The organism is Kitasatospora sp. Xyl93 (genome assembly GCF_055383135.1).
Genome location: NZ_AP029185.1, coordinates 7,782,141 through 7,802,195 on the forward strand (window position 1 = coordinate 7,782,141; position 20,055 = coordinate 7,802,195).

General features: G+C 71.5%; 24 protein-coding genes and 1 pseudogene. 14 read left to right on the forward strand and 11 right to left on the reverse strand.

Annotated features, from left to right (window positions below):
- Nucleotides 1-63: 63 nt before the first annotated feature.
- Nucleotides 64-735, forward strand: coding sequence for a polysaccharide deacetylase family protein (locus ACZ5GH_RS33800; protein WP_464336200.1), 672 nt, complete (start codon nt 64-66; stop codon nt 733-735).
- Nucleotides 736-778: 43 nt separating this feature from the next.
- Here ACZ5GH_RS33800 and ACZ5GH_RS33805 read toward each other — a convergent pair whose 3' ends face one another.
- On the reverse strand, nt 779-1,273 hold the full coding sequence (locus ACZ5GH_RS33805; RefSeq protein WP_464336201.1) for an anthrone oxygenase family protein: 495 nt from the start codon (nt 1,271-1,273) through the stop codon (nt 779-781).
- Nucleotides 1,274-1,535: 262 nt separating this feature from the next.
- Here ACZ5GH_RS33805 and ACZ5GH_RS33810 point away from each other — a divergent pair, with 262 nt between their 5' ends.
- Together ACZ5GH_RS33810 and ACZ5GH_RS33815 are read left to right on the forward strand one after the other, a co-directional pair.
- Nucleotides 1,536-2,114 carry a TetR/AcrR family transcriptional regulator gene (locus ACZ5GH_RS33810; protein WP_387757160.1) on the forward strand — a complete coding sequence of 193 codons (579 nt, stop codon included), beginning with the start codon at nt 1,536-1,538 and terminating at the stop codon, nt 2,112-2,114.
- 76 nt (nt 2,115-2,190) lie between these two features.
- Complete coding sequence (locus ACZ5GH_RS33815) at nt 2,191-3,348, forward strand: GDSL-type esterase/lipase family protein (RefSeq protein WP_464336202.1); 1,158 nt, start codon at nt 2,191-2,193, stop codon at nt 3,346-3,348.
- A 146-nt stretch (nt 3,349-3,494) separates the two neighbouring features.
- On the opposite strand, the gene tpx is transcribed toward ACZ5GH_RS33815, so the two are convergent.
- The 5 genes from tpx to ACZ5GH_RS33840 all read right to left on the reverse strand — a co-directional run bounded on the left by tpx (nt 3,495) and on the right by ACZ5GH_RS33840 (nt 7,389).
- Nucleotides 3,495-3,995 (reverse strand): thiol peroxidase, encoded by a 501-nt coding sequence (gene tpx, locus ACZ5GH_RS33820; RefSeq protein WP_387757167.1) that lies wholly within the window; start codon nt 3,993-3,995, stop codon nt 3,495-3,497.
- Nucleotides 3,996-4,186: 191 nt separating this feature from the next.
- Entirely contained in the window at nt 4,187-4,465 is a 279-nt protein-coding gene (locus ACZ5GH_RS33825; protein ID WP_387757169.1) for an alpha/beta fold hydrolase, read from the reverse strand.
- A gap of 206 nt (nt 4,466-4,671) precedes the next feature.
- The gene (locus ACZ5GH_RS33830) at nt 4,672-5,265 is read right to left on the reverse strand and encodes a hypothetical protein (protein WP_464336203.1); all 594 of its coding nucleotides are present in this window, start codon (nt 5,263-5,265) and stop codon (nt 4,672-4,674) included.
- Between the two features lie 49 nt (nt 5,266-5,314).
- Complete coding sequence (locus tag ACZ5GH_RS33835; protein WP_464336204.1) at nt 5,315-5,932, reverse strand: NPCBM/NEW2 domain-containing protein; 618 nt, start codon at nt 5,930-5,932, stop codon at nt 5,315-5,317.
- A gap of 356 nt (nt 5,933-6,288) precedes the next feature.
- Nucleotides 6,289-7,389, reverse strand: coding sequence for a S8/S53 family peptidase (locus ACZ5GH_RS33840; protein WP_464336205.1), 1,101 nt, complete (start codon nt 7,387-7,389; stop codon nt 6,289-6,291).
- Nucleotides 7,390-7,509: 120 nt separating this feature from the next.
- On the opposite strand from ACZ5GH_RS33840, the gene ACZ5GH_RS33845 reads away from it, so the two are divergent.
- A complete protein-coding gene (locus ACZ5GH_RS33845) occupies nt 7,510-8,493 on the forward strand; it encodes a hypothetical protein (protein WP_387757177.1) in 984 nt (327 codons plus the stop codon).
- A gap of 496 nt (nt 8,494-8,989) precedes the next feature.
- On the opposite strand, the gene ACZ5GH_RS33850 is transcribed toward ACZ5GH_RS33845, so the two are convergent.
- Nucleotides 8,990-9,160 carry a hypothetical protein gene (locus tag ACZ5GH_RS33850; protein WP_464336206.1) on the reverse strand — a complete coding sequence of 57 codons (171 nt, stop codon included), beginning with the start codon at nt 9,158-9,160 and terminating at the stop codon, nt 8,990-8,992.
- 204 nt (nt 9,161-9,364) lie between these two features.
- Here ACZ5GH_RS33850 and ACZ5GH_RS33855 point away from each other — a divergent pair, with 204 nt between their 5' ends.
- Nucleotides 9,365-9,580, forward strand: coding sequence for a hypothetical protein (locus ACZ5GH_RS33855; protein WP_464336207.1), 216 nt, complete (start codon nt 9,365-9,367; stop codon nt 9,578-9,580).
- A 14-nt stretch (nt 9,581-9,594) separates the two neighbouring features.
- Here the strand turns inward: ACZ5GH_RS33855 and ACZ5GH_RS33860 are convergent, their stop codons facing one another.
- On the reverse strand, nt 9,595-10,227 hold the full coding sequence (locus tag ACZ5GH_RS33860) for a GNAT family N-acetyltransferase (RefSeq protein ID WP_464336208.1): 633 nt from the start codon (nt 10,225-10,227) through the stop codon (nt 9,595-9,597).
- A gap of 94 nt (nt 10,228-10,321) precedes the next feature.
- Nucleotides 10,322-11,260 carry an oxidoreductase gene (locus ACZ5GH_RS33865; RefSeq protein ID WP_464336209.1) on the reverse strand — a complete coding sequence of 313 codons (939 nt, stop codon included), beginning with the start codon at nt 11,258-11,260 and terminating at the stop codon, nt 10,322-10,324.
- Nucleotides 11,261-11,342: 82 nt separating this feature from the next.
- Here ACZ5GH_RS33865 and ACZ5GH_RS33870 point away from each other — a divergent pair, with 82 nt between their 5' ends.
- The 6 genes and pseudogenes from ACZ5GH_RS33870 (at nt 11,343) to ACZ5GH_RS33895 (ending at nt 14,710) form a co-directional block, all read left to right on the forward strand.
- Nucleotides 11,343-12,011, forward strand: a complete 669-nt coding sequence (locus tag ACZ5GH_RS33870) for a TetR family transcriptional regulator (RefSeq protein ID WP_464336210.1) — start codon at nt 11,343-11,345, stop codon at nt 12,009-12,011.
- Between the two features lie 118 nt (nt 12,012-12,129).
- Complete coding sequence (locus tag ACZ5GH_RS33875; RefSeq protein ID WP_464336952.1) at nt 12,130-12,732, forward strand: hypothetical protein; 603 nt, start codon at nt 12,130-12,132, stop codon at nt 12,730-12,732.
- Nucleotides 12,733-12,748: 16 nt separating this feature from the next.
- Nucleotides 12,749-12,892 (forward strand): annotated as a pseudogene (locus tag ACZ5GH_RS33880) (glutaredoxin domain-containing protein); the annotation flags it as partial.
- 361 nt (nt 12,893-13,253) lie between these two features.
- Nucleotides 13,254-13,658: a hypothetical protein gene (locus tag ACZ5GH_RS33885; protein ID WP_387757187.1), complete on the forward strand. Its 405-nt coding sequence runs from the start codon at nt 13,254-13,256 to the stop codon at nt 13,656-13,658.
- 372 nt (nt 13,659-14,030) lie between these two features.
- Nucleotides 14,031-14,327 (forward strand): ArsR/SmtB family transcription factor, encoded by a 297-nt coding sequence (locus ACZ5GH_RS33890; protein ID WP_401103856.1) that lies wholly within the window; start codon nt 14,031-14,033, stop codon nt 14,325-14,327.
- Complete coding sequence (locus tag ACZ5GH_RS33895; protein ID WP_387757189.1) at nt 14,324-14,710, forward strand: VOC family protein; 387 nt, start codon at nt 14,324-14,326, stop codon at nt 14,708-14,710. Before ACZ5GH_RS33890 ends, ACZ5GH_RS33895 begins: the two co-directional genes overlap by 4 nt.
- 81 nt (nt 14,711-14,791) lie before the next feature.
- Here ACZ5GH_RS33895 and ACZ5GH_RS33900 read toward each other — a convergent pair whose 3' ends face one another.
- The gene (locus tag ACZ5GH_RS33900) at nt 14,792-15,850 is read right to left on the reverse strand and encodes a HEAT repeat domain-containing protein (RefSeq protein ID WP_464336211.1); all 1,059 of its coding nucleotides are present in this window, start codon (nt 15,848-15,850) and stop codon (nt 14,792-14,794) included.
- Between the two features lie 140 nt (nt 15,851-15,990).
- Between ACZ5GH_RS33900 and ACZ5GH_RS33905 the strand changes: the two genes are divergently transcribed.
- Nucleotides 15,991-16,815 (forward strand): hypothetical protein, encoded by an 825-nt coding sequence (locus ACZ5GH_RS33905; RefSeq protein ID WP_464336212.1) that lies wholly within the window; start codon nt 15,991-15,993, stop codon nt 16,813-16,815.
- A 498-nt stretch (nt 16,816-17,313) separates the two neighbouring features.
- On the forward strand, nt 17,314-17,685 hold the full coding sequence (locus tag ACZ5GH_RS33910) for a hypothetical protein (RefSeq protein ID WP_464336213.1): 372 nt from the start codon (nt 17,314-17,316) through the stop codon (nt 17,683-17,685).
- A 209-nt stretch (nt 17,686-17,894) separates the two neighbouring features.
- Here the strand turns inward: ACZ5GH_RS33910 and ACZ5GH_RS33915 are convergent, their stop codons facing one another.
- Complete coding sequence (locus ACZ5GH_RS33915) at nt 17,895-18,500, reverse strand: TetR/AcrR family transcriptional regulator (protein ID WP_464336214.1); 606 nt, start codon at nt 18,498-18,500, stop codon at nt 17,895-17,897.
- A gap of 230 nt (nt 18,501-18,730) precedes the next feature.
- Here ACZ5GH_RS33915 and ACZ5GH_RS33920 point away from each other — a divergent pair, with 230 nt between their 5' ends.
- Complete coding sequence (locus ACZ5GH_RS33920; protein WP_387757198.1) at nt 18,731-20,002, forward strand: FAD-dependent oxidoreductase; 1,272 nt, start codon at nt 18,731-18,733, stop codon at nt 20,000-20,002.
- Nucleotides 20,003-20,055 lie beyond the last annotated feature (53 nt).

The following is a 20,055-nucleotide window of genomic DNA, read 5'->3' on the forward strand; positions in this document are numbered from 1 at the left end:
CTGGCCGGTGCACGGGAGTTCCGACCGCAGGGGGCAGGCATGTCCGTACGACCCGTCAGGCGCATGGCAGTTGGCAGGCTCCGGACCGCGATCGGCGCACTCGTCGTCGCCCTGGCCTCGGGCGCGGCGGTCGCCCTCCCGGCGGCCGAGGCGGAGGCGGCCGGCGTCAGGGGCGGCAAGGTGGTCTACCTGACCTTCGACGACGGCCCCAGCCCCGCCCACACGCCCAAGGTCCTGGCGGCGCTCGCCCGGTACGGGGTGCGGGCGACCTTCTTCGAGATCGGGCAGAACGTCGCCGCCCACCCCTGGCTGACCGCGCAGGTCGCCAAGCAGGGCCACAGCGTGCAGAACCACTCCTGGTCCCACCCGGACCTGCGCAAGCTCTCCGCCTCCGCGCTCAACGCGCAGGTGGCCGACACCGACAGGGCCATCCGCGCCCAGACCGGCCGTACCCCGACCTGCCTGCGCCCGCCGTACGGCGCGGTCAACAGCACAGTGCGCTCGAAGGCTGCGGCGCTCGGCAAGCAGGTCGTGCTCTGGTCGGTGGACCCGGCGGACTGGTCCCGACCCGGCACCGCCGCGATCCGGTCTCGGGTGCTCGACAAGGTCCGCCCCGGCTCGGTGATCCTGCTGCACGACGGGGGCGGCGACCGCAGCCAGACGGTGGCGGCCCTGCCGGCGATCATCTCCACGCTCAAGGCGCGCGGGTACGGCTTCGCCACCCTCTGCGGCTGAGCCCGGTCGCCTTCGCTCCGCCGACCGGGCCGAACCGGCCCGGTCAGCTGCGCCCGTTGAGGACGAGCGCCCAGGCGAGGCACGCCAGGGCGCCCGTCGACAGCAGGGCGCGCAGCACGTTGAAGCGCACCCAGCGCGCCTCGAACCGGGCGCGCACCGCGGCCGGGTCGGCGATCCGCCGGGCCTCACCGGCGGCTTGGAGCTCGTCGTTCAGCGGGATGTTGACCGCGCGGGTGACGCCGATCACCGCGACGTACAGCACCAGCGCGGCGATGGTCGCGGGCAGGACGTCGTGCCCGTCGGAGGGCAGGTGCAGGGCGACCGCGGCCGCGGTGGCGAGCAGGGCGCCGACGAAACCGAGGGCGAACCAGCCGTTCAGGATCGCCACGTTGACGCGCTGCATGACCTCGACGAAGGTCCGGTCCTCGACCCGCGCGAGCGCCGGCATGACCGAGCACGAGTAGCCGTAGAACAGTCCCGCGGTCAGTCCGCAGGTGACCGTGGCCGCCACCAGGACGAGTGTGCGCGCCGTTTCCATCGTGAGCCCCCCTGGCTTCTCGCTGCCGGTACCCCCGTACGGCGCTGCGCCGCGTCCCGGTCCGTACCCCGTGGGCCGATCATCCGGTATTCGGGGCGCACGAGGCCACCCCGATTCGCTCAGGATGGCCTTGGGTCACGGAACGTGGTCCCTGCGGGAAGCGGCCACCCGGGAGGCGTGGGCTGTTCGCCATTTGCCTAATCCATATAGGAAATCCCATACTGGCCGTAGACAGCCGACGCGACCGTACGGGAGAACGCACATGGCAAGGGCAGGGCTGACCGTCGAACGCCTGGTCGTCGCGGGTGCCGAACTCGCCGACGAGGTCGGCTTCGACCAGGTGACCGTCGCCGCGCTCGCCCGCCGCTTCGGCGTGCAGACGGCGAGCCTCTACTCCCACCTCAAGGGCTCCCAGGACCTCAGGACCCGGATCGCCCTCCACGCCCTGGAAGAACTCGCCGACCTCGTCGCCGACGCCCTCGCCGGCCGGGCGGGCCGCGACGCGCTCGCCGCCTTCGCGGACGCCTACCGCGACTACGCCGCCCGCCACCCCGGCCGCTACGACGCCACCCGCCTGCGCCTGGACGCCGAGACGGCCGCCGCCAGCGCGGGTGTCCGGCACGCCCAGATGACCAGGGCGATCCTGCGCGGCTACGACCTGACCGAACCCGAACAGACCCACGCGGTGCGCCTGCTCGGCAGCGTCTTCCACGGCTACATCAGCCTGGAGGCGGCCGGCGGCTTCAGCCACACCGCCGTGGACCCGCGGCAGTCCTGGGACTGGATCATCGACTCCCTCGACGCCCTGCTGCGCGCGGGCGGAGCCCGTACGGCCGGCTGACCGGCCCCCGCGCGCCCTGTATGACTCGACCATTTCGTACGACGACCCATGTCGTACGACGACCCGAAGAAGCATCATGACGACGATCACCACCCCCGTCACCGAGGACCTCCTCCACGGCCACCTCGACGTCGAGCACACCCGCCGCGGCCTGCTGCCGCACCGCCTGCCCGCCGGCGCCCGCCGACGGATCCCGGACGAGCAGCTCGCGATGGCCGAGTCCCAGCCCTCCGGCGTCCGGCTGGCCTTCCGCACCCGCGCCACCACCGTCACGCTGCACGCCGTCCCCACCAAGCGCGCCTACCGGGGCGTCCCGAACGTCCCGGACGGCGTCTACGAGCTCCTGGTGGACGGCCGCCTCACCGCGCAGAGCGGCGTCCCCGGCGGCAACCTGCGCACCGTCGACCTCGCCAGCGGACGCGTCGAACTGACCGAAGGGCCGCCCGGCAGCGCCCGGTTCACCGGACTGCCGGAGCGGGACAAGACCGTCGAGATCTGGCTCCCGCACACCGAGACCACCGAACTGATCGCCCTGGACACCGACGCCCCGATCGAGCCGATCCCGGCCGGCACCCGCAAGCGCTGGCTGCACCACGGCAGTTCGATCAGCCACGGCTCCAACGCCGCCCACCCCACCGGCACCTGGCCGGCCCTGGCGGCCAACGCGGCGGGCCTGGACCTCACCAACCTCGGCTTCGGCGGCGGCGCCCTGCTCGACCCCTTCACCGCGCGCACCATCCGCGACACCCCCGCGGACCTGATCAGCCTCAAGCTCGGCATCAACGTGGTGAACAGCGACCTGATGCGGCTGCGCGCCTTCACCCCGGCCGTCCACGGCTTCCTGGACACCGTCCGGGACGGCCACCCGACTACGCCGCTGCTGGTCGTCTCCCCGCTGCTGTGTCCGCTGCACGAAACGGTACCGGGCCCGCTCGCCCCCGACTTCAGCACCGGCACCCTGCGCTTCCGCGCCACTGGTGACCCGGCCGAGGTCGCCGCCGGACGGCTCACCCTCACCGTCATCCGCGCCGAACTCGCGCGCATCGTCGCCGACCGCCGGGCGGACGGCGACGAGCACCTGCACCACCTGGACGGCCTGGCCCTCTACGGCGAGTCCGACCACGACGCCCACCCGCTCCCCGACGGCCTCCACCCCTCCCCGGAAGCCCACCGGCTCATCGCGGAGCGCTTCACCGGACTCGCCCTCGGCCCCGGTGGCGCGCTGGCCCCGTGAGCCGGGGCGGGAGTGCCGGCACGATGGGGGCGGGTGCCGGTGCGTGGGGTCCCCGGGGGCCGGGATGGGGAACGGCCCGCCCCCTCTTGTCGCCTTGTCGCCTTTTGCCAGGTGGGCGGGGCGTGGGGGCGGGCCGCGGAAGGCGGTCAGTTGAGGACGGCGAGCGCGGCCTCGTAGTCGGGCTCGTCGGCGATCTCCGCGACGAGCTCGGTGTGCAGGACGGTGTCGTTCTCGTCCAGGACGACGACCGCGCGGGCGGTGAGTCCGGCCAGCGGGCCGTCGGCGATCGCCACGCCGTAGACGTCGTGGAAGTCCCGGCCGCGCAGGGTGGAGAGGGTCTTGACGTTCTCCAGGCCCTCGGAGCCGCAGAACCGGGCCTGGGCGAACGGCAGGTCGGCCGACACGCACAGCACGACGGTGTTGTCCAGCGAGCCGGCCTTGGCGTTGAACGTGCGCACCGAGGTCGCGCAGGTCGGGGTGTCGATGCTCGGGAAGATGTTCAGGACCTTGCGTCGGCCCGCGAAGTCGTTCAGCGACACGTCCGCGAGCCCCTCGCCGACGAGCGTGAACGCCGGCGCCTGGGTCCCGGCGGCGGGCAGTGCGCCACCGATCTGAACCGGGTTCCCCTTCAGCGTGACCTGAGCCATGAAAAGCCTCCTACCAGCGGTGTGTACGAGATGCAACGCCGCTGATCCTACTGCCCGCCGCGTCCCCCGCGTGGGGGAACCGGCGACCGGCCCCCGACCAGGGACGGGCGCCGGCGCTCGCGTTGCCGGGTCCTGGATCCCGGCGGGGCCGGTGGTGCGGTCGCGGTGGTCGTCGGGAACGGCTGCCCGTCTCAGCGGGGGGCCGGTCCGGTGTGTGTCAGGGCTTCCGCGATGATCTCCGCGATGCGCCGTGGTTCCTCGTTGGGGAGGAAGAAGCTGGTGCCGGGGATCGTGACGAGGGTCGCCCGTGGACAGGCGTTCAGGGTGCGCCGCTCGTCGGGGGTGAGGTCTCCGTCGCCCTTCTCGGCGTGCACGATCCAGACCGGCACGCCGGCCGCGCACAGGCGTTCGGCCGGTTGCTCGTGTGTCTCCAGGTGGTCGAGGTAGCCGCGGAGGATCCGGCGCGCCACGCGCGGGTCGTTGTTCCGCAGGTCGGCGAGGATCTCGCCTGGAAGACCGCCGTCTGGCCTGGGTGCTGCAGGCCAAGGGCTCGACGACCGCCCACCGGGAGGACGCCGAACCGCATCAGCCTCCCCATGGGGGCCGGGGCCGGGGCCGGGGCCGGGTCCTTGGCCGGGGCCCGGCCGCCCGCCGAGGGGTACGGCCGTTCGGCCCGTCATCTGCCGCCGTACTGGTTGGGATTTCGCTCCACCGTGCGCGAAGCATCGCCCAACGTGGCTCGTGGATCGTCGCTGCAGTAGTTCAGGAGAGTGGGGGTGTGATGGAGAGCGGGATAGCCGTCCTGTGCCTTCGATCCCAGGTACGCGTGAAGCTTTTCATCCAAAGCGGCTTCGACGGTCGCGTTGAGGTCCGAGCACTTGCTCTCGTCCGTGAGTGGCGTGGTGTCCACGGTGCGCGGCGAGGCAGGTGGGGCAGTCCCGCCGGTGTGTCCGAGGACTTCCTCCACCGCCGGTCCGAGCCCGGTCTCCGGATTGCTTCGACAGAAGTCTCCCAAGTGGTATGCGAGAGTGAACGACTCGTCGTCGTACTGCATGACGAATACCTCTTGAGCGATCTGGCTCGTTGTGTTGTACCAAGCACAGGACTCGCTGACTGAGAGCCTTTCGTCCTGAATACCGCTACTGCCGCTCGTCGTCGGCGGACCCGGTGGTGCCGACAGGTCGGCGGAATATGGTTTAGCGGTCGGTCCGCTCCATGCGCCCAGCACGAGGCTGGAGAGAGCCAGCCCTGTTCCGATCATCTTGTTCATGCTTGTCCCGCCCGGGGTGATTTCCGTGTGACTGACCAAAGGCTGGAGGTCATGTTTCCAGCCTGGCGTCGCCCCACGCGCCGTAGCAGTAAGTGGAAGTATCCGCCGTCGCGGTGTATGTGACTGCGATCTTCAGGCGCAGGGCGTCACTGACACCGAGATTCAGATCCTGGGACTGCCCGAGACGGAGAACCGCTCGGGCGGCTGACCTGCCGTCGACAAGGACCTCGAACGTCAGGACCGCATCAGTGGGAGAGTCGTCGCGAACGCCGATCGTGGCGTGGAAGCTCTGCCATGAGCGTTCGAGGTTGTACTCGGCCTCGTTGGTCGGAATGGAGCTGCGATCTGTGCGGAGCGAGACGCTGCGTGCATAGTTCCTGCCGTTCACGGCGACCGGACCGGTTTCGACTCCGTAGGAGGTGGACAGCGGCTCGGCCTCGCTCAGGTACTGCGCGCCGGTTGTCGGAGCGGAGGGCGAAGCCGACCCTGGACCCGATGCGGTCGGGGTGACGGCTGCACTGGACGGAACCGTCGTCACCGTGGCCGTCGGGGGCGCCGTGGCCGCAGCCGTCGACGTGTGGCCGCCGGACGACGATCCGCCGGCACCACACGCGGTCGTGGCGAGGGCGACCATACCGGCTGTAAGGGCGGCTGCGGCGGTACGCACCGGTGGACTCCACCGTGCCGACGGTCTTCTCGGCCCTCCGGCCAACTGCGTCCGCTTCTGGGAACTCGACAGTTCCGCACCCGCGCCGACTCCCGAAGACCAGTGATGGGAAGCACCCGCCATCAGGCGCTGACCGCTGTGGCGCTCAGAAGAATGGGAATGTGCCAAGGTTCCTCCAGCTGTTAAGGCGTCACGCCTTCGAGGAGGGAAAGCAGCAGAGCCACCCGGCCTCGTGTGCCGCGCCAGCACAGCTTTTTCAGCATCGTGGAGTCACGGTGCCACCGCAACTTCGGCTCGTGTCGGCGACGTGTCACAGCCGCCCTGTCCGCCCTGAACCAGGACCTGCTGCGCTTCACTCATGGGAGATACGCCCCCGAGACGACCGCGGCGGCGAACGAGGTGCCCCAGAGTTGCGCCCCCGCGCCCGTCAGGCCGGTCAAGGAGTTCAGGTCACCGAGACTGTCGGTAGTGCTTCCGCCGTACGCCCATTCAGTGATCGCCTGCTCGGGCGGCGTGGAGTTGTACCTGGCCGGCCGGCCCTGCTCATCCTTTGCGAGAACGACAACGGCCTCACTCACACGCGCCGGATATCCGCTGGCCTTTCCCCTTGTATTGCCTGCGGCGGCGACCAAAACCGGGACCGGGCTGACGCCATTGGCGTGACAGGCGAGCAGGGTGAAGTCGATGGTCCGGCCCAACGCGGTCTCGGAGGAACCGAAGACCGGGGTGGTCAAGCTCGCGTTGACGAGGTCGTACTCGCCGCAGAACAGGGTGTACATCAGGGCGGCCAGTACCTCGTACGACTTGGCTTCGGCCCGATGGTCCAGCACCCGGACGGGGTTGATCACCGCGTTGCCCCGAATGGTCTCGATGATCTTCGCCACGGCGGTTCCGTGCCCATGTGGATCATCTGCTGCCACGAGCTGCGGTCCGTGCACGTCGCAGTCGAGGAAGTCGAGCATCGTTCCGCCCACCCCCCGGATGCCTGTGTCGAGCACTGCGACCGTGCGCCCTGCGGCCTTTCGGTGGTCGGCGATGGTCGGTGCGCTCTCCCTGAGGGCGAGCAGCTTCGCCGGATCGAAGGGGTCCGGGATGCCGCCCCCGCCGTGGGCGGCCCGGAACTGGAAACCGGGTTCCCACAGCAGTGGCAAACCGGTCTCGGCAGGGTACGGGGGCATGGGATAGCGCCACCAAGGCGAGATCATCATTTCGGCCTGCAGTCGAGCGGTGGCCTGGACGCCGACACCGGGCCGGTGTCGGGCGACGGCGATCGCGGGACTGTGCGAATCGTTGAAGCGTTGGGTGGTCCGCTCGGAGATCCGGCTGAGGTCGACGAAGCGAGGATGACTGACCTCGAATCGCCGCGGCGTCTCCAGTTCGTGCCAGAACTCAAGAAGGGCCTCAACCGCCCAACGCGGGCCGGCGACCGTCGAATAGTCCGCGGTGTCCTCCCACATGTCGCCCGCCCTTCTCCTCGTCCGAATCCTAGATCCGACGGATATGCCGCGCATTCCTGGCAGAGGGTGGCCTGGGTAGGCCGCCGCGCGTGCCTGTCCGGAGGGCCACACACTTGGACCATGACGCCCATCAGTCCGGCTTACGAACCGGGGCAGTATCCGGTCACTGACACGGAACTGGTCATGTGGACGGTGGTCAGGTCGGATGAAGGAGAGATCCTCCGCATCAAAGGGCCTTGCCCGAGCTGCGGTCATGACACCGCACAGCAGGTCGAGGGTCGTGCACTGGACCGCCTGGCCGTGGCCGCCGGAGGATCGGCACCCCCACCGCCGCCGGCCGCGCGCATGACCAGGATCTGCGAATGCGCCTGCAGCGAGCCGCACCCGGACGGATCGACACCGCCCCAGAACATGCGCACATGCGGTCGCTGGTGGCTCGTCAGCATCATGCTCGACAGGAGTGTTCCCGGGCAGCAGGAAGTGGTCGCCGCCCTCGATGACTCGTTGCTCACGGCAGCCCGCGCGGCAAAGGAGATGGCGGCCACCGAGGAGAAGCGGCTACGCACGTCGGCGGAGAAGTGGATCGCGGGCATCACCGCGCTGATCGGGCTCTTCAGCCTCTCCGGCGTTGTGGTCGGCAAGGACTCCTTCACCGGTCTGCCCGATGAACCCCGCGCTCTGGCCGGCTTTGCCGCGGCCGCCGCCATCGGCTGCGCGGTCGTGGCCGTCATGAAGTCCTATCGGGCCGCCTACGGGTGGCCCATCGATGTCGACATCAGCAATGACGAACTGCTGAAGAAGTGGTTCGACAACCGGCGGGACTACATCTCAACGGCTGTGAACGATCTCAAGACCGGCGTAAGGCTCTCGCTGATCTCCCTCGGTTCCCTGGCCCTGGCTGCCGGATTCATCTGGTTCTGGCCGCGGGACTCTCCGACCGGGCCCCTTGTCCAGGTAGTGCGTACGGACGACGCCCGAATCTGCGGGACGCTCCTGAACACCACGGTCGACGGCGAGTTGCGGATCCGACGGGCGAGCGGAGCGGTCGAGACGGCGCACGCTACCGGCGTCAGATCGATCAAGGTGGTGCCTGCCTGCGCATGATCCCCATGGGAACGCCCGGTATGTCTCGGCGACCTGTGCCCACGGCCGGATCCGGACGGTGGCGGAGATCGCCCGCCACCGTCCGACACGGCTGGATCCGTCCGTTCGCCATGGAATGGTGGAACCCGTCCGCCAATTCCCTGGACGGAACCGAGAGGGCGGCCAGGCCCAGTTCGTGGAGCACCCGGTGGGCAGGGCGCCGTCCGGCGACCCGATCGGGAGCGCCGTGCGGCACGCGCTGGAGAACCTTCACCGGCGGCTCACCGTCGACGAACTGGCCGGCGTCACGCACCTGTCGGTCCGTCAGTTCGAGCGCTCGTTCGCCGACTCGACCGGCCTGCCGCCGGCACGCTGGATCACGATCCAGCGGATCCGGGCCGGCGCCGCTGCTGGAATCCGCGGACCACCCGGTCGAGACGGTGGCCGACCGGGTGGTCCTGACCTTCGCGGCCTTTCGCCACCACTTCCGGAAGGCGATGGGCGTCAGCCCCTTGACCTACCGCCGGCAGTTCCGGCCCTGACCGCCGCCCGGTGCCGGCGACCCCGCGACGTCTGCGATCTCCTCGGCGCCGGGTACGGCGGCTTCGTGAGCAGGTCGGATGAGGCCGTTGTCCCTGGCGTAGAGCGCGGCCTGGGTGCGGTCGCGCAGGCCCAGCCTGCTCAGCACGCGGGATATGTGGTCTTGACGGCCCCTCGCCGAGGTAGCGGCGGGAGGCTGTCTCCTTGTTCGTGGCACCCGCCGCGATGACGCGCGGGACGTCCGTCTCGCGGCGGGTGAGGCAGCTCGGGGGCCGGGAGCCCGGCGGCCAGGTTGGCGATCACCGTCTGGTCGAACTGGGCCACTCCCGCGTGGGCGAGTCGTACGGCCCGCGTGCCCCTGCACCGGTACGTCCACGTCCCCGGCGGTACTCACACCGATGGGTCGGCGAGGATCGACAAGGAGTACCAGCCGATGCTGCCGTCGTTCGTCGCGGCGTTCGACGAGCTGGAGGCGTGGGCGCGGCCGACCACCCGCTCACGGCGCCGCCTCGGCAGCCGACGGCCCGGCCCCTTCCGTCCCCGCGGCGGGGACGGGCCGTCACCGTGACCGGAACACGCCGACTATGCCTGGGGGGTGGCCGGGGTGGGGATGAGGTGCCAGGTGGTCTCGTAGTGGGCCAGGCGTCCGTCGTCGGCGATCTGGCGCATTCCGCAGGCGGTCATGACGCGCCGGGAGGCGGTGTTGTGCAGGTCGGTGTCGCCGCGGACGCGGCGGGCGCCGGTGTTCCGGGCGTGGGTGAGCAGGGCGTGCAGGGTCTCGCGGGCGTAGCCGTGGCCGCGGGCGGCGGGGACGAGGCCGTAGCCGACGGTGACGGTGCCCTCGTCGTCGGCGGGGCCGTGGAAGCCGGCGCCGCCGATGGCGAGTCCGTCGTCGCGGCGGCGGATCTCGTAGGCGCCGTACGGGCCCTGGCCGCCGTCCTGCGCGGACACCTCGAGGAAGCGGCGGGCGCCGGCGATGTCCGCGGGCGTCGGGTAGCCCTGCGCCCACGGCCCGTCCGGGCCCGGGTCGTCCGGGACTGAACCGTCCGGGCCCGGGTCGTCCGGGGCGGCGGTCATGATGCGTCGGGCCAGGGCCGTGGTGAGCGGGTGCAGGACCAGCCGTGCCGTCACGATCGTGTCCGGGGCGGTCGGTGCGTGGGTACCGGTGTCGTCGTCCATGCCGGTGTCGTAGCAGAGCGTCCCGTCGCCGCGCACCCGGATTTCCCGCCGGCCCCGGGCCACCCGGCTCCGTCTGCGGGCGGTGGTGCTGATGCCGCCTCACTGCCCCGCGCCGGGGGAGGGGCGGTGGTCAGGTGCGCGTCGCGTCCGGGATGGTGAAGGTCGTTCCGGTCAGTTCCTGGGACACCTCCCACAGCCGCCGTCCGATCTCCTCGTCCTGTGCGTGCCGGGCCGGGGAGGTGCGTGCGGGTGCGCCGCGCAGTTCGCCGGGGCCGCTGGGTCCGTACAGCTCCCCGCCCCGGACCTCGGGTGCGGTCGCCGCGTGCAGTTGTGCCAGCGCTCCGCGTGCGGGTGGCTGGGCGAGGGGGCGCAGCAGGTGTCCGAACAGCAGCCGTACGGGGCCGACGGCGCCGGTGTGCGGCAGCCGGGTGGCGGCGTAGCCGGGGTGGGCGAGCACGCTGCGTACGGGGCTGTGGGCGGCGTGGAGGCGGCGGTGCAGTTCGAGGGCGAAGACGGCGTTGGCCAGTTTGGACTGGTTGTAGTGGCCCATCGGGGAGTAGGCGCGTTCGCCGGTGAGGTCGTCGAAGTCGAGCCGGGCGCGGCGGTGGTTGGCGGAGGTGACGGTGACGACGCGGGGGTCGCGGCCACGGGCGAGGAGGTCGAGGAGGTGGGCGGTGAGGGCGAAGTGGCCGAGGTGGTTGACGGCGAACTGCAGTTCGTGGCCGTGCGGGGTGAGGGTGCGCGGGGGCGCCATGACGCCGGCGTTGTTGATCAGGACGTCGGGGGCGGGGCCGTCCTGGCGCAGGCCGGTGGCGAAGGCGTGTACGGAATCCGGGTCGCCGAGGTCGAGGGGGCGCACAGTCAGCCGGGCAGCGGGGTGGGTGGTGGTCAGGAGGTCCGCGGCTCGGCGGCCCTTGGCCTCGTCGCGTACGGCGAGGACGACGTGGGCGCCGCGGCGGGCGAGGGCGTCGGTGGTGGCCAGGCCGAGGCCGCTGCTGGCGCCGGTGACGACGAACACCCGTCCGCGGAGGTCCGGGGCGGGGTCGGAGGTCCGGTTGCTTGGGGTCATACGGCTCACCGTGCCTTGCATGTCACCAAGTGTCAAGGCTGACGTTTGATGTCGTGGATGGCGTGGGGGCTAGGATGGGACGGTGACCTCCCGACCCGCGACCACGCTGGCCCAGCGCAAGCGCCAGCTGGTGGCCGACGAACTGACCCAGGCGGCCCTGGACCTGCTGGCGGACGGCGGGTTCGACGCCGTGACGGTCGACGAGATCGCCACCGCCGCGGGTGTGTCCAAGCGGACGTTCTTCCGCTACTTCGCGTCCAAGGAGGACGTGGTCGTCCAGTTCCTGGCCGCGCTCGGCGCCGCCATGCGCGAGGAACTCGCCCGCCGTCCGGCCGACGAGGCGCCCTCGGTGGCGCTGCGGCACGCGGTGTGGCGCTGCGTGGAGGACTGCGCCGGCCACGAGGAGCGCGCCCGCAAGGTCGTGCGGCTGATCCTCTCCACTCCCGCCCTGCTCGCCCGCTTCCTTGAGCGCCAGGCGCAGTGGCGCGACGAGCTCGCCGCGGAACTCGCCACGCGCCTGGGTCTGGACGCCGGGCGCGAGCTGTACCCGCGCCTGGCCGCGGACATGGCGCTGGCGGCCTTCCACACGGTGCTGCAGCGGTGGAGTGCCGCCGGGGCCGATGGCACGGACGGCGGTGCGGGCGGTGACGCGGGCGGTGGTGCGGTGGACGTCGCCGTGCTGACCCGGGACTGCTTCGCCGTCATCGCCCCGGCCCTGGACGCCGTCGTGCGCGTCCCCGCCGCGAGCTGACCTGGCCTGGCTTGGGCCGGCCCGCGCACGCGCGTCGGCGAAGGAGGCGGCGGCAGGCCGCGGTAGGCCACGGTAGGCGCCCGGCCGCGCGCTCCCGTACGGGTCGTACAGTGGCCGCGTGTCGGCGCACCAGTGGTTCGTGAGTGACGATCCGGAGACCGAGTCCGAACTGGACGAGGCCGAACGGGCCTTCGTGACGGTGCTGCGCGGGCGCGCCCGGGGGTGGCGGGTGGCGCCGGCCGTGAGCTGGGTGGGACGGCCCGAGGACGACTCCTCGCTGGTGGCGTGCGCGGGGGTCGGGGACGGGGAGCTCGGGTGGCCGCTGCGCGTGGGTGTGCACCTGAGCGGCTCCACGGTGCGCGGGGACCGGCTCGCCCACCAGAACTTCTACTGGCCCGTGCAGCCGCCGAGCGCCCTGGCGCTGGACGCCGGCGGCGCCCCCGAGGTGCTGGCGGCGCTGGCGGCCGACTGGTTCGAGCGCGTCCTGCGGATGCCCGTGGTGCGCCACGAGTGGTGGCACGAGGGCCGGTGCTACGCGTACCGGTGCCTGTTCGTCGGTGACGGCGACGGTTGGTGCGACGGGTACCGCGAAGCGCTCGCCCCGCCGGGGTGGCGCCGGCGCCTGCGGGCCGCAGGCACGCGGGAGGCGGGGCCCGGCATCCGCTCGGAGGCCCTCGGGCGACCCGACCGCGTCGTCACTCTGCGCGCCGCGCCGCACTGACGCCCCGCGCCCAGGGGTCGGCCGTGACCCGGCAGGAGCGGCAGCGGTGCGCGCAGCCGACGACGGTGACGTGATCGTGCCGACCGTTGTCGTGGCAGGCCAGTCACACCCCCACCCCGATCCCGAGTGGGTGCGTGGACAGCTCTCCCCTCCCGTGTGAGCAGGATCCGTGCCTGCCCGGAGAAGCGGGGGTGGAGGCGGGGTCGACGGCGGCGGCCGTGCCTCGAACCAGCCCGCCGTTCGCCAGGAGGAGGAGAACGGCGACGGCAGGACGGACCGGACCGGGGCGGCCTGCCGACCGGTCCGGGTCGCCGGGGAGTTCGCACCGATGCCGGTGCTGCATTGCCGAGGCGCAGCAGGTCGAGGCGACGCAGTCGGCACGTCGCCTACCGCTGCCCACCGCCGCCCACCGCCCCCTCGCTGGTCACCTTCGGCCGGAGGAGGGCGGCGCCGGTGCCGGCGGCCCTGGCTGGGGGCAGCCCGCGGCTTCGCCGTCCGACCCCGGCGACTACAGTGCCTTCATGCCTGAGAGACCGACCGACGTCTGGCGTGCGCACGTTGCCGAAGAAGCCGCAGCGGTGGCGGCGGGAACGCTCGACCCGGAGTCCGCGTACAGTGCCGCACTCTTCCCCGCGAGCCTCCTGAGCGTCACCGACGACGCCCTCGCCGCCTTCGAGGCGGACGTGGCCGCGCTGGGCGGCAGCCCGGCCGACGACGACGTCCTCGGCGTCGTCGAGCGCGTCGTGCTGGAGCTCAACCGCGTCCATGAGGCCCACGACGAGGCCGCCTACGAAACCGAAGAGCGGGAACTGCTCTGCGCCTACATCGACGACTCCCTCCTCGCCGCCGGCGTCGACGTCGCGGCGCTCACCGAGCGGCAGGGCCTCGGCCGCCACGAGATCACCGACCGCTGGCGAGAATGGTGATCGGGATGCGGCGGCTTGGGGCGGCCGGCCGATAGCACCTCGAAAGCGGGGCCGATCCGAGGTCAAGAGCGTGCCCCCGCTGCCGGGTGCGGCTGTGCGGAGGCGGAGGCGGGGTCGGACACGGCGTAGGCGGCCGGCGGGAACGCTCGCGAGGACACTGGACCGCGCTCCGGCCGGGGCAGTGGAGGTGCTCGTGCGGCCGGCGGAGGCCAGTGCCCGTAGCGCCAGGCGGGAACATCCGCCGCCGTTGGCTCCGGGCGGCGGATCCGACAGCAGGATGGTCGGCTGATGTGGAGCAGCCCCTCGGGGCGGCGTGCGACCGCCTTCCGCCTCCGTTTGATAGGCAAGTCTCGACTTGCCTATGGTGGAGTGGTGACCGACGATGGAGTCTGGAAGGCGCTGGCGGACCCCACCCGCCGCCTGATCCTCGACGAGCTGGCCCAGCGTGGCGGCCAGTCGCTGTTCGAGATCTGTGTGCGGCTGACCACCCGGCACGCGCTGGGCCTGTCGCGGCAGGCCGTCAGCCAGCACCTGGCGGTGCTGGAGGCGGCCGGCCTGGTACGGGTGCGCCGCGAGGGCCGCTACAAGTTCCACGACCTGAACAACGAACCGCTTGAGCGCATCGCGACCCGCTGGCTCAGGCCCGAACCACCCAAGGACGCCCCGTGAGGATCAACCTGGCCAGTGTCTTCGTCGACGACCAGGACAAGGCCCTGCGCTTCTACACCGACGTGCTGGGATTCGTGAAGAAGACCGAGGTCCCGCTCGGCGGGCACAGCTGGCTCACCGTCGTCTCACCCGAACAGCCCGACGGCACCGAACTGGTCCTGGAGCCCGACCAGCACCCCGCCGCCAAGGCCTATGTCGCCGCCCTCGCCGCCGACGGCATCCCCGCCACCTCCTTCGCCGTGGACGACGTGCACGGCGAGTACGAGCGCCTGCGCGCCCTGGGCGTGCGCTTCACCCAGGAGCCCCTCGCCCTCGGGCCGGTCACCACCGCGGTCCTGGACGACACCTGCGGCAACCTCATCCAGATCGCCCAGTACCACTGACGCCCGTGGCCCTGTGGCCCCGTGATGCCGCGGCCCGCGCCGTGCCGGCCCCGTGTCGTGACGGGCGCCGTGCCGGGGGTGTCAGAGTGCGGCGGCGGGGCGGGACAGGTCGGCCGCCACGAGGCCGGCCGCCCGTGCGGGGTCGCCATCGGCACGGGTGAGCAGGGCGGCCGCCTCGTAGCGGGCGTCGGGGGCCTGTCGGCGGGTCACCGTCATCTCCAGCTCGTGCACCGATGCGTAGCGCGGTGAGCTGAGCGCCGCGTCGATGTCCGGGTGCAGGCGTTCCAGTTCCAGGACGATCTTCCAGGCGTCGTCCTGGATGCGGGCCCGCCGTGCCGGGTCGCAGGCCGCCAGAGCCCGGTCGGTCTCGGGCGGGTCGAGTTGGCAGGCCGCCAGGGCCGGCAGGAGTTCGGGGACACCCAGGATCGCCGCCGCGTCCAGGGTCAGGTTGTGGGACCAGCTGTCGGTGCCCAGCAGGTGCGCGATCAGCGGCACGGCTCGGGGGTCGTGCCGTCTGGCCAGGCCGCGTGCGCCTTCCTCACGGACCTCGCCGTACTCGTCGGTGGTGCACCTCCACAGCGCGTCCCGGATGGCGGTGGTGTCCTGGTCCAGTTGGGATCCCAGCGTGAAGGCCGCCCAGTTGCGGACGTCGGGGTCCCGGTCGCGGGTGAGGCGGATCAGTGCCCGGACATCGGGCCCGTCGGGCAGTGAGCTGTGGACGGAGGCGAACTGCGAGGCGACGTGGCACCGCAGGTCGGCCTCCTCGTGGCGGGAGAGGTCGACGAGTACGGTGACGGCGCGCGCATCGTGCGTGCGGCCCAGGGCGCAGACCAGGGACGACAACGCGAGGGGCGCCGTCTCCGTCCCGGCGAGTGCCAGCAGGGCGGTCGCCGCCCCGGCGCGCAGGCGCTCGTGCTCGTCGGCCGCGGTTCCCAGCAGGTCGCAGCCCACCATCCGTTCCAGGGCGTCGGGTGATTGCAGCAGCCGCGTCCCGGCCTGCCATGCGACCTGCCCGCCGTCCCCCTCGACCGCCTGCCGGGCCAGCGTCCAGTAGGCGTGCCAGTCGTCGTCGGCCTGCGAGGCCTGCGCCACTCGCGCCGCGGCCGTCACCCGCTCCGTCAGTCCCACCGCGTCGTCCATGGTCGCATCCTGCCCGAACAGCCCGGCGCGGGGCATCCGATTTCCACGCCGGACCCCCACGTAGCTCTGCGTGCGGCTGAGCGCGAGGGCTGCGCAGACCCTCCGGCTTCCTCTGTGCACGCGGGGGCTACCTTGCCACCATGTGCATCTCGACCAGTGAGGCCGCGTTCTCCGGCACGATCGTGTACTGCGGTCGGCAGCACCACCCGCTGCACGGCCGCCTTCATGTGCTGGGCTACCAGAACACTGCCGTCAACCTCGCTGACGGCCCGAACGCCATGCTGCTGCACGTGCCGACCCGTCAGCTCACCCCCGGGCACTTCCTCTCCGTCGGACGCAGCAAGGACGTCCTCGAGCGCATGGTTGCCGCCGTTAGGCCCACCGCGGTGGCGGTCGACGAGATCACGTGGATGAGCCGGGAGCCAGAGACCGTCCAGATCTTCGAACACGACGTCTACACCGTTCTCCTGGCCACTGACCCCACCGCCATTCCCGCCGCACTGCGGCAGGTGCCGTCACACCGGCGGCCGGACCTCGATCCGGACCTCATGCGTTTCTACGCCTCCCACTTCGCCGACCACACCATCGTCCTCTGCTGCTTCGACAACGCTGACGCACAGCGTGCCAAGCCCCTGCTGTTCTGGTACGCGCCGCTCGACCCCGACCGTTTGACCGTGCCCGCGCTGGACTGCCACACGGGAGCAGCCCCGGACCTCGACGCCGCCGTCCCCGTGGATCACTGGGTCCTGTTCTCCACCGACCAGGCTCCTTCCGGGTGGGGCGAATCCGTTGACTACCCCGAGGACATGCGCCACAGGCTGCGCTCCTTCCTGCCCACCGCTGTCATGGGCCGGTACTACGGCGGGGGAGATGTCCTGCTCAACGGAGACTTCACCATCAGCCACGGCGACCTTCTCGCCGGTGACCTCGACCGCATCGAGCGTTCCCAGCCGACTCGCCGCTGACCCGGGTGTTGGAGCCCGTCCTTACCCCCGCAGGCTGGGTCCCGCGCACGGGGGTCGGCGGCCGGCGGCGATCAGAGGAGCCGTTCGCGTAGCAGCGGGGCCTTCGGCCGTTGCCGGCAAGTCGGCGGCTTCATCCCCACCTGCCCTGGGGCAGGGAGCGGCTGTGCACTGACACCGCCGCCCCGCAAGCCCGGGCGGGTCAGGCGTAGCGGTCGAAGAGGGCCTGCAGATAGTCCTTGAGGCGTTGGGTCGGCACGGGCGGCGGTGTCGTCGTCCTGGTCCGGGCGCACGCTGCCGGGCAGGTGGTGGGTCATCAGCAGCGACGGGTGCTCGCACACCGACCCTTGGGCATCCACGGCGACGAGTCGGTTGATGAGGCTTTCTGGGTCTGGCCAGTGTTGCTCCGGCTCCTCAGTTCTTCGACCTGTGAACGGTCTGGGGAGTGGGGTGCGCGGGGTGGGCCTTTTCTGCGGATCGCATCGGCGAGACCATGGCTTGATGAAGATGAAAGAGCCGCTGGAGGCTGCTTGGGACTTCGAGCTGGCCTGTTCGACAGGGATCGACAAGGCCTGTGGTCGCGGTGAGCACGTGGGCTTGGTCGCTCTGGTCTCGGCGGCTCGGGGTGGTGGGCTCACGCGCTTCTATCCGTTCACCAGCATGGGCCGACTTTGCTTCAGCACGGGGTCGCGGTGGTGGATGGGGGACGGGGAGCCGGTGCCGGCGTTCGTGACGGTGGACCCGGCGGGCGGCTATGTCGTCTGGCGCGGAAGTCCCTATGTCCATCCGGCCGAGGAGGTGCTGGAGACTCATGCGGCCGTCGAAGCCGTCGCTGAGCTCGAACGCCTGCTGGGACCGCAGGACTTCACCTGACGACGGCGGCAGCGGCGAGAGGGGAGCCCGCGCGCTGCGGGCTCCCCTCTCGAAGGCTGACGGGTCAGACCCGGCGGAGTGGGACGACGTCGCCGGTCGGATGCGGGATGGTCGGACGGGCCGGCTTCTGGGGTGGCCGGCAGAGCGACGACGGTGAGCAGGCCGTCGAGGAGCAGCCGCTGGCACCGTGATGCGGAATCCGGTCGTGGTCATCCTTCCTGGCCGGGGCGGTCTTCCTGTCGCGCCAGGGGGGTGGTGGCCCAGCCGTGTTCCAGCAGGGCGAACAGGTCGCGCATGGCCTGGGCCGGGTCGTCGCTCGTGCGGGCGATGCCGGGGGCTTCCAGGGTGAAGCGTGCCAGACCGGTGATGGCGGGGGCATCCGGGGCGAGTCCGGTGGCCTCGGCGAGGGCGGCTGCCAGTGTCCTCTCGTGGCGCGACCACATGCGCCGGGCGTAGTCCCGCAGGGCGGGCGTGGATTCGATGAGGACGAAAGTGGGGTCGTCGGTGCGCACCCTGGTGCGGTTGTGCACCATGTGGTCGCGCAGGGCGTGGAGCACGGTCTGTCCGGGGGCCCGGTCGTGAACGGCGGCGACCAGGGCGCTCTCGATGTCCGCGTCCAGATCGAAGACGAGGGCTTCCTTGCTGGGGAAGTGCTTGAAGAGGGTGCTCAGTGAGACGTCGGCCGCCTCCGCCACCTCGCGCACGCCGACGTTGTCGAAACCGCGCTCGCTGAACAACCGCACTGCGGCGTCCGTCAGAGCCTGCCTGGTCTGAGCCTTCTTGCGTTCGCGGCGTCCTGTTGTCGTCCCGGCCATGCCCCCACCCTACCCGCCTGAGCACACCCGATCACAAAGAGGATCAGATAGAAAGTCGGAGCAGTTGTACTTTTGTATCTGCTGTGCTTCTGTGGTCGGGTACGCCTGACCGGCACCACAGCTGCCAGAACCAGTCGGAGTCCGCGCACCGGACTGGTCTGCCGCGTCCGGAAGGGCGTCACCACGAGACGCCGGCCCCCTCCTCAACCATTCGACGGAGCGTGACCCCTATGTCCACGACATCCACCACCTCTCGCATAGCGATCAGCGGCGCCGGCCTGGGCGGCCTCGTCTGCGCGCGCGTGCTGCAGCAGCACGGCGTGCCGGTCACGGTCTTCGAGCGTGAGAGCGACCCCCGCTCCCGCTCGCAGGGTGGCACCCTCGACATCCATGAAGACACCGGCCAGGTCGCCCTACGAGCAGCCGGGCTGTTCGACCGGTTCCTCGCCCTGTCCCGGCCCGAAAGCCAGGAGTGGCGCCTGTACGACCGCCACGCGACCCTGATCCGCCACGACCAGGCCGGCGAGGACGATCTGAGCAGGCCCGAGATCGACCGCGGCCGGCTGCGCTCCCTCCTGCTGGACTCCCTCATCCCCGGCACGGTCCGCTGGGACCATCCCGTAAGGGCCGTCACCCCGCTACCCGACGGCACCGTACGCCTGCACCACCGCAGCCCCACCGCCGAGGGCTTCGACGACTTCGACGACTTCGACCTGGTCATCGGCGCCGACGGTGCCTGGTCCCGGGTACGCCCCGCGCTCTCCGGCGCCCAGCCCTCCTACGCGGGCGTCACGATGGTGGAAACCCACTTCAACGACGTCGACCACCGCCACCCCCGCATCGCCGGCCTGGTCGGCCGCGGCACCATGGCGGCCAAGGCGGGCCGCCGAAGCCTGGTGCTGCAACGCAACAGCGACGGGCACGTCCGCGCCTACATCACCTTCCGCGGCCCCCAGGACTGGCACGCCGGCCTCGACCTCGCCGACACCGAAGCCGTACGCGCCCGCCTCCTCGCCCAGTACCAGGGCTGGCACGAGAGCCTGCTGGACATCCTGCGCGACAACGAGGGCGGGTTCACCGACCGCCCCATGTTCGTCCTTCCCGTTCCCCACTCCTGGCAGCGCGTCCCCGGCATCACCCTGCTCGGCGACGCCGCCCATCTGATGCCGCCCGCCGGCGTCGGAGCCAACCTCGCCCTGCTCGACGGCGCCGAACTCGCCCAGGCCGTCATCGGCCACCCCACCATCGACCAGGCCCTCGACGCCTACGAAAGCACCATGCTGCCCCGCGCCATCGACAACGCGAAGACCGCCCAGCAGATGCTCACCACCCTCCTGCCCGACACCGACACCGACGACGCGGCCTTTCCCGACACCCTCTGGCCGGCCGACACCCTCCCCGACCCGCACCCCGCGCACCCGAGCGGCCAGGAGCGGGACGGCACGGGGCGTCAGCCACGAGGCGGCCCCCACGCCGATTCGAGGCGCCGGCACGCTCGTTGAGCAGCTCGTCTCCTACCGCACCTGGTGCGAACCGGCGATCAAGTGCGCAGCAG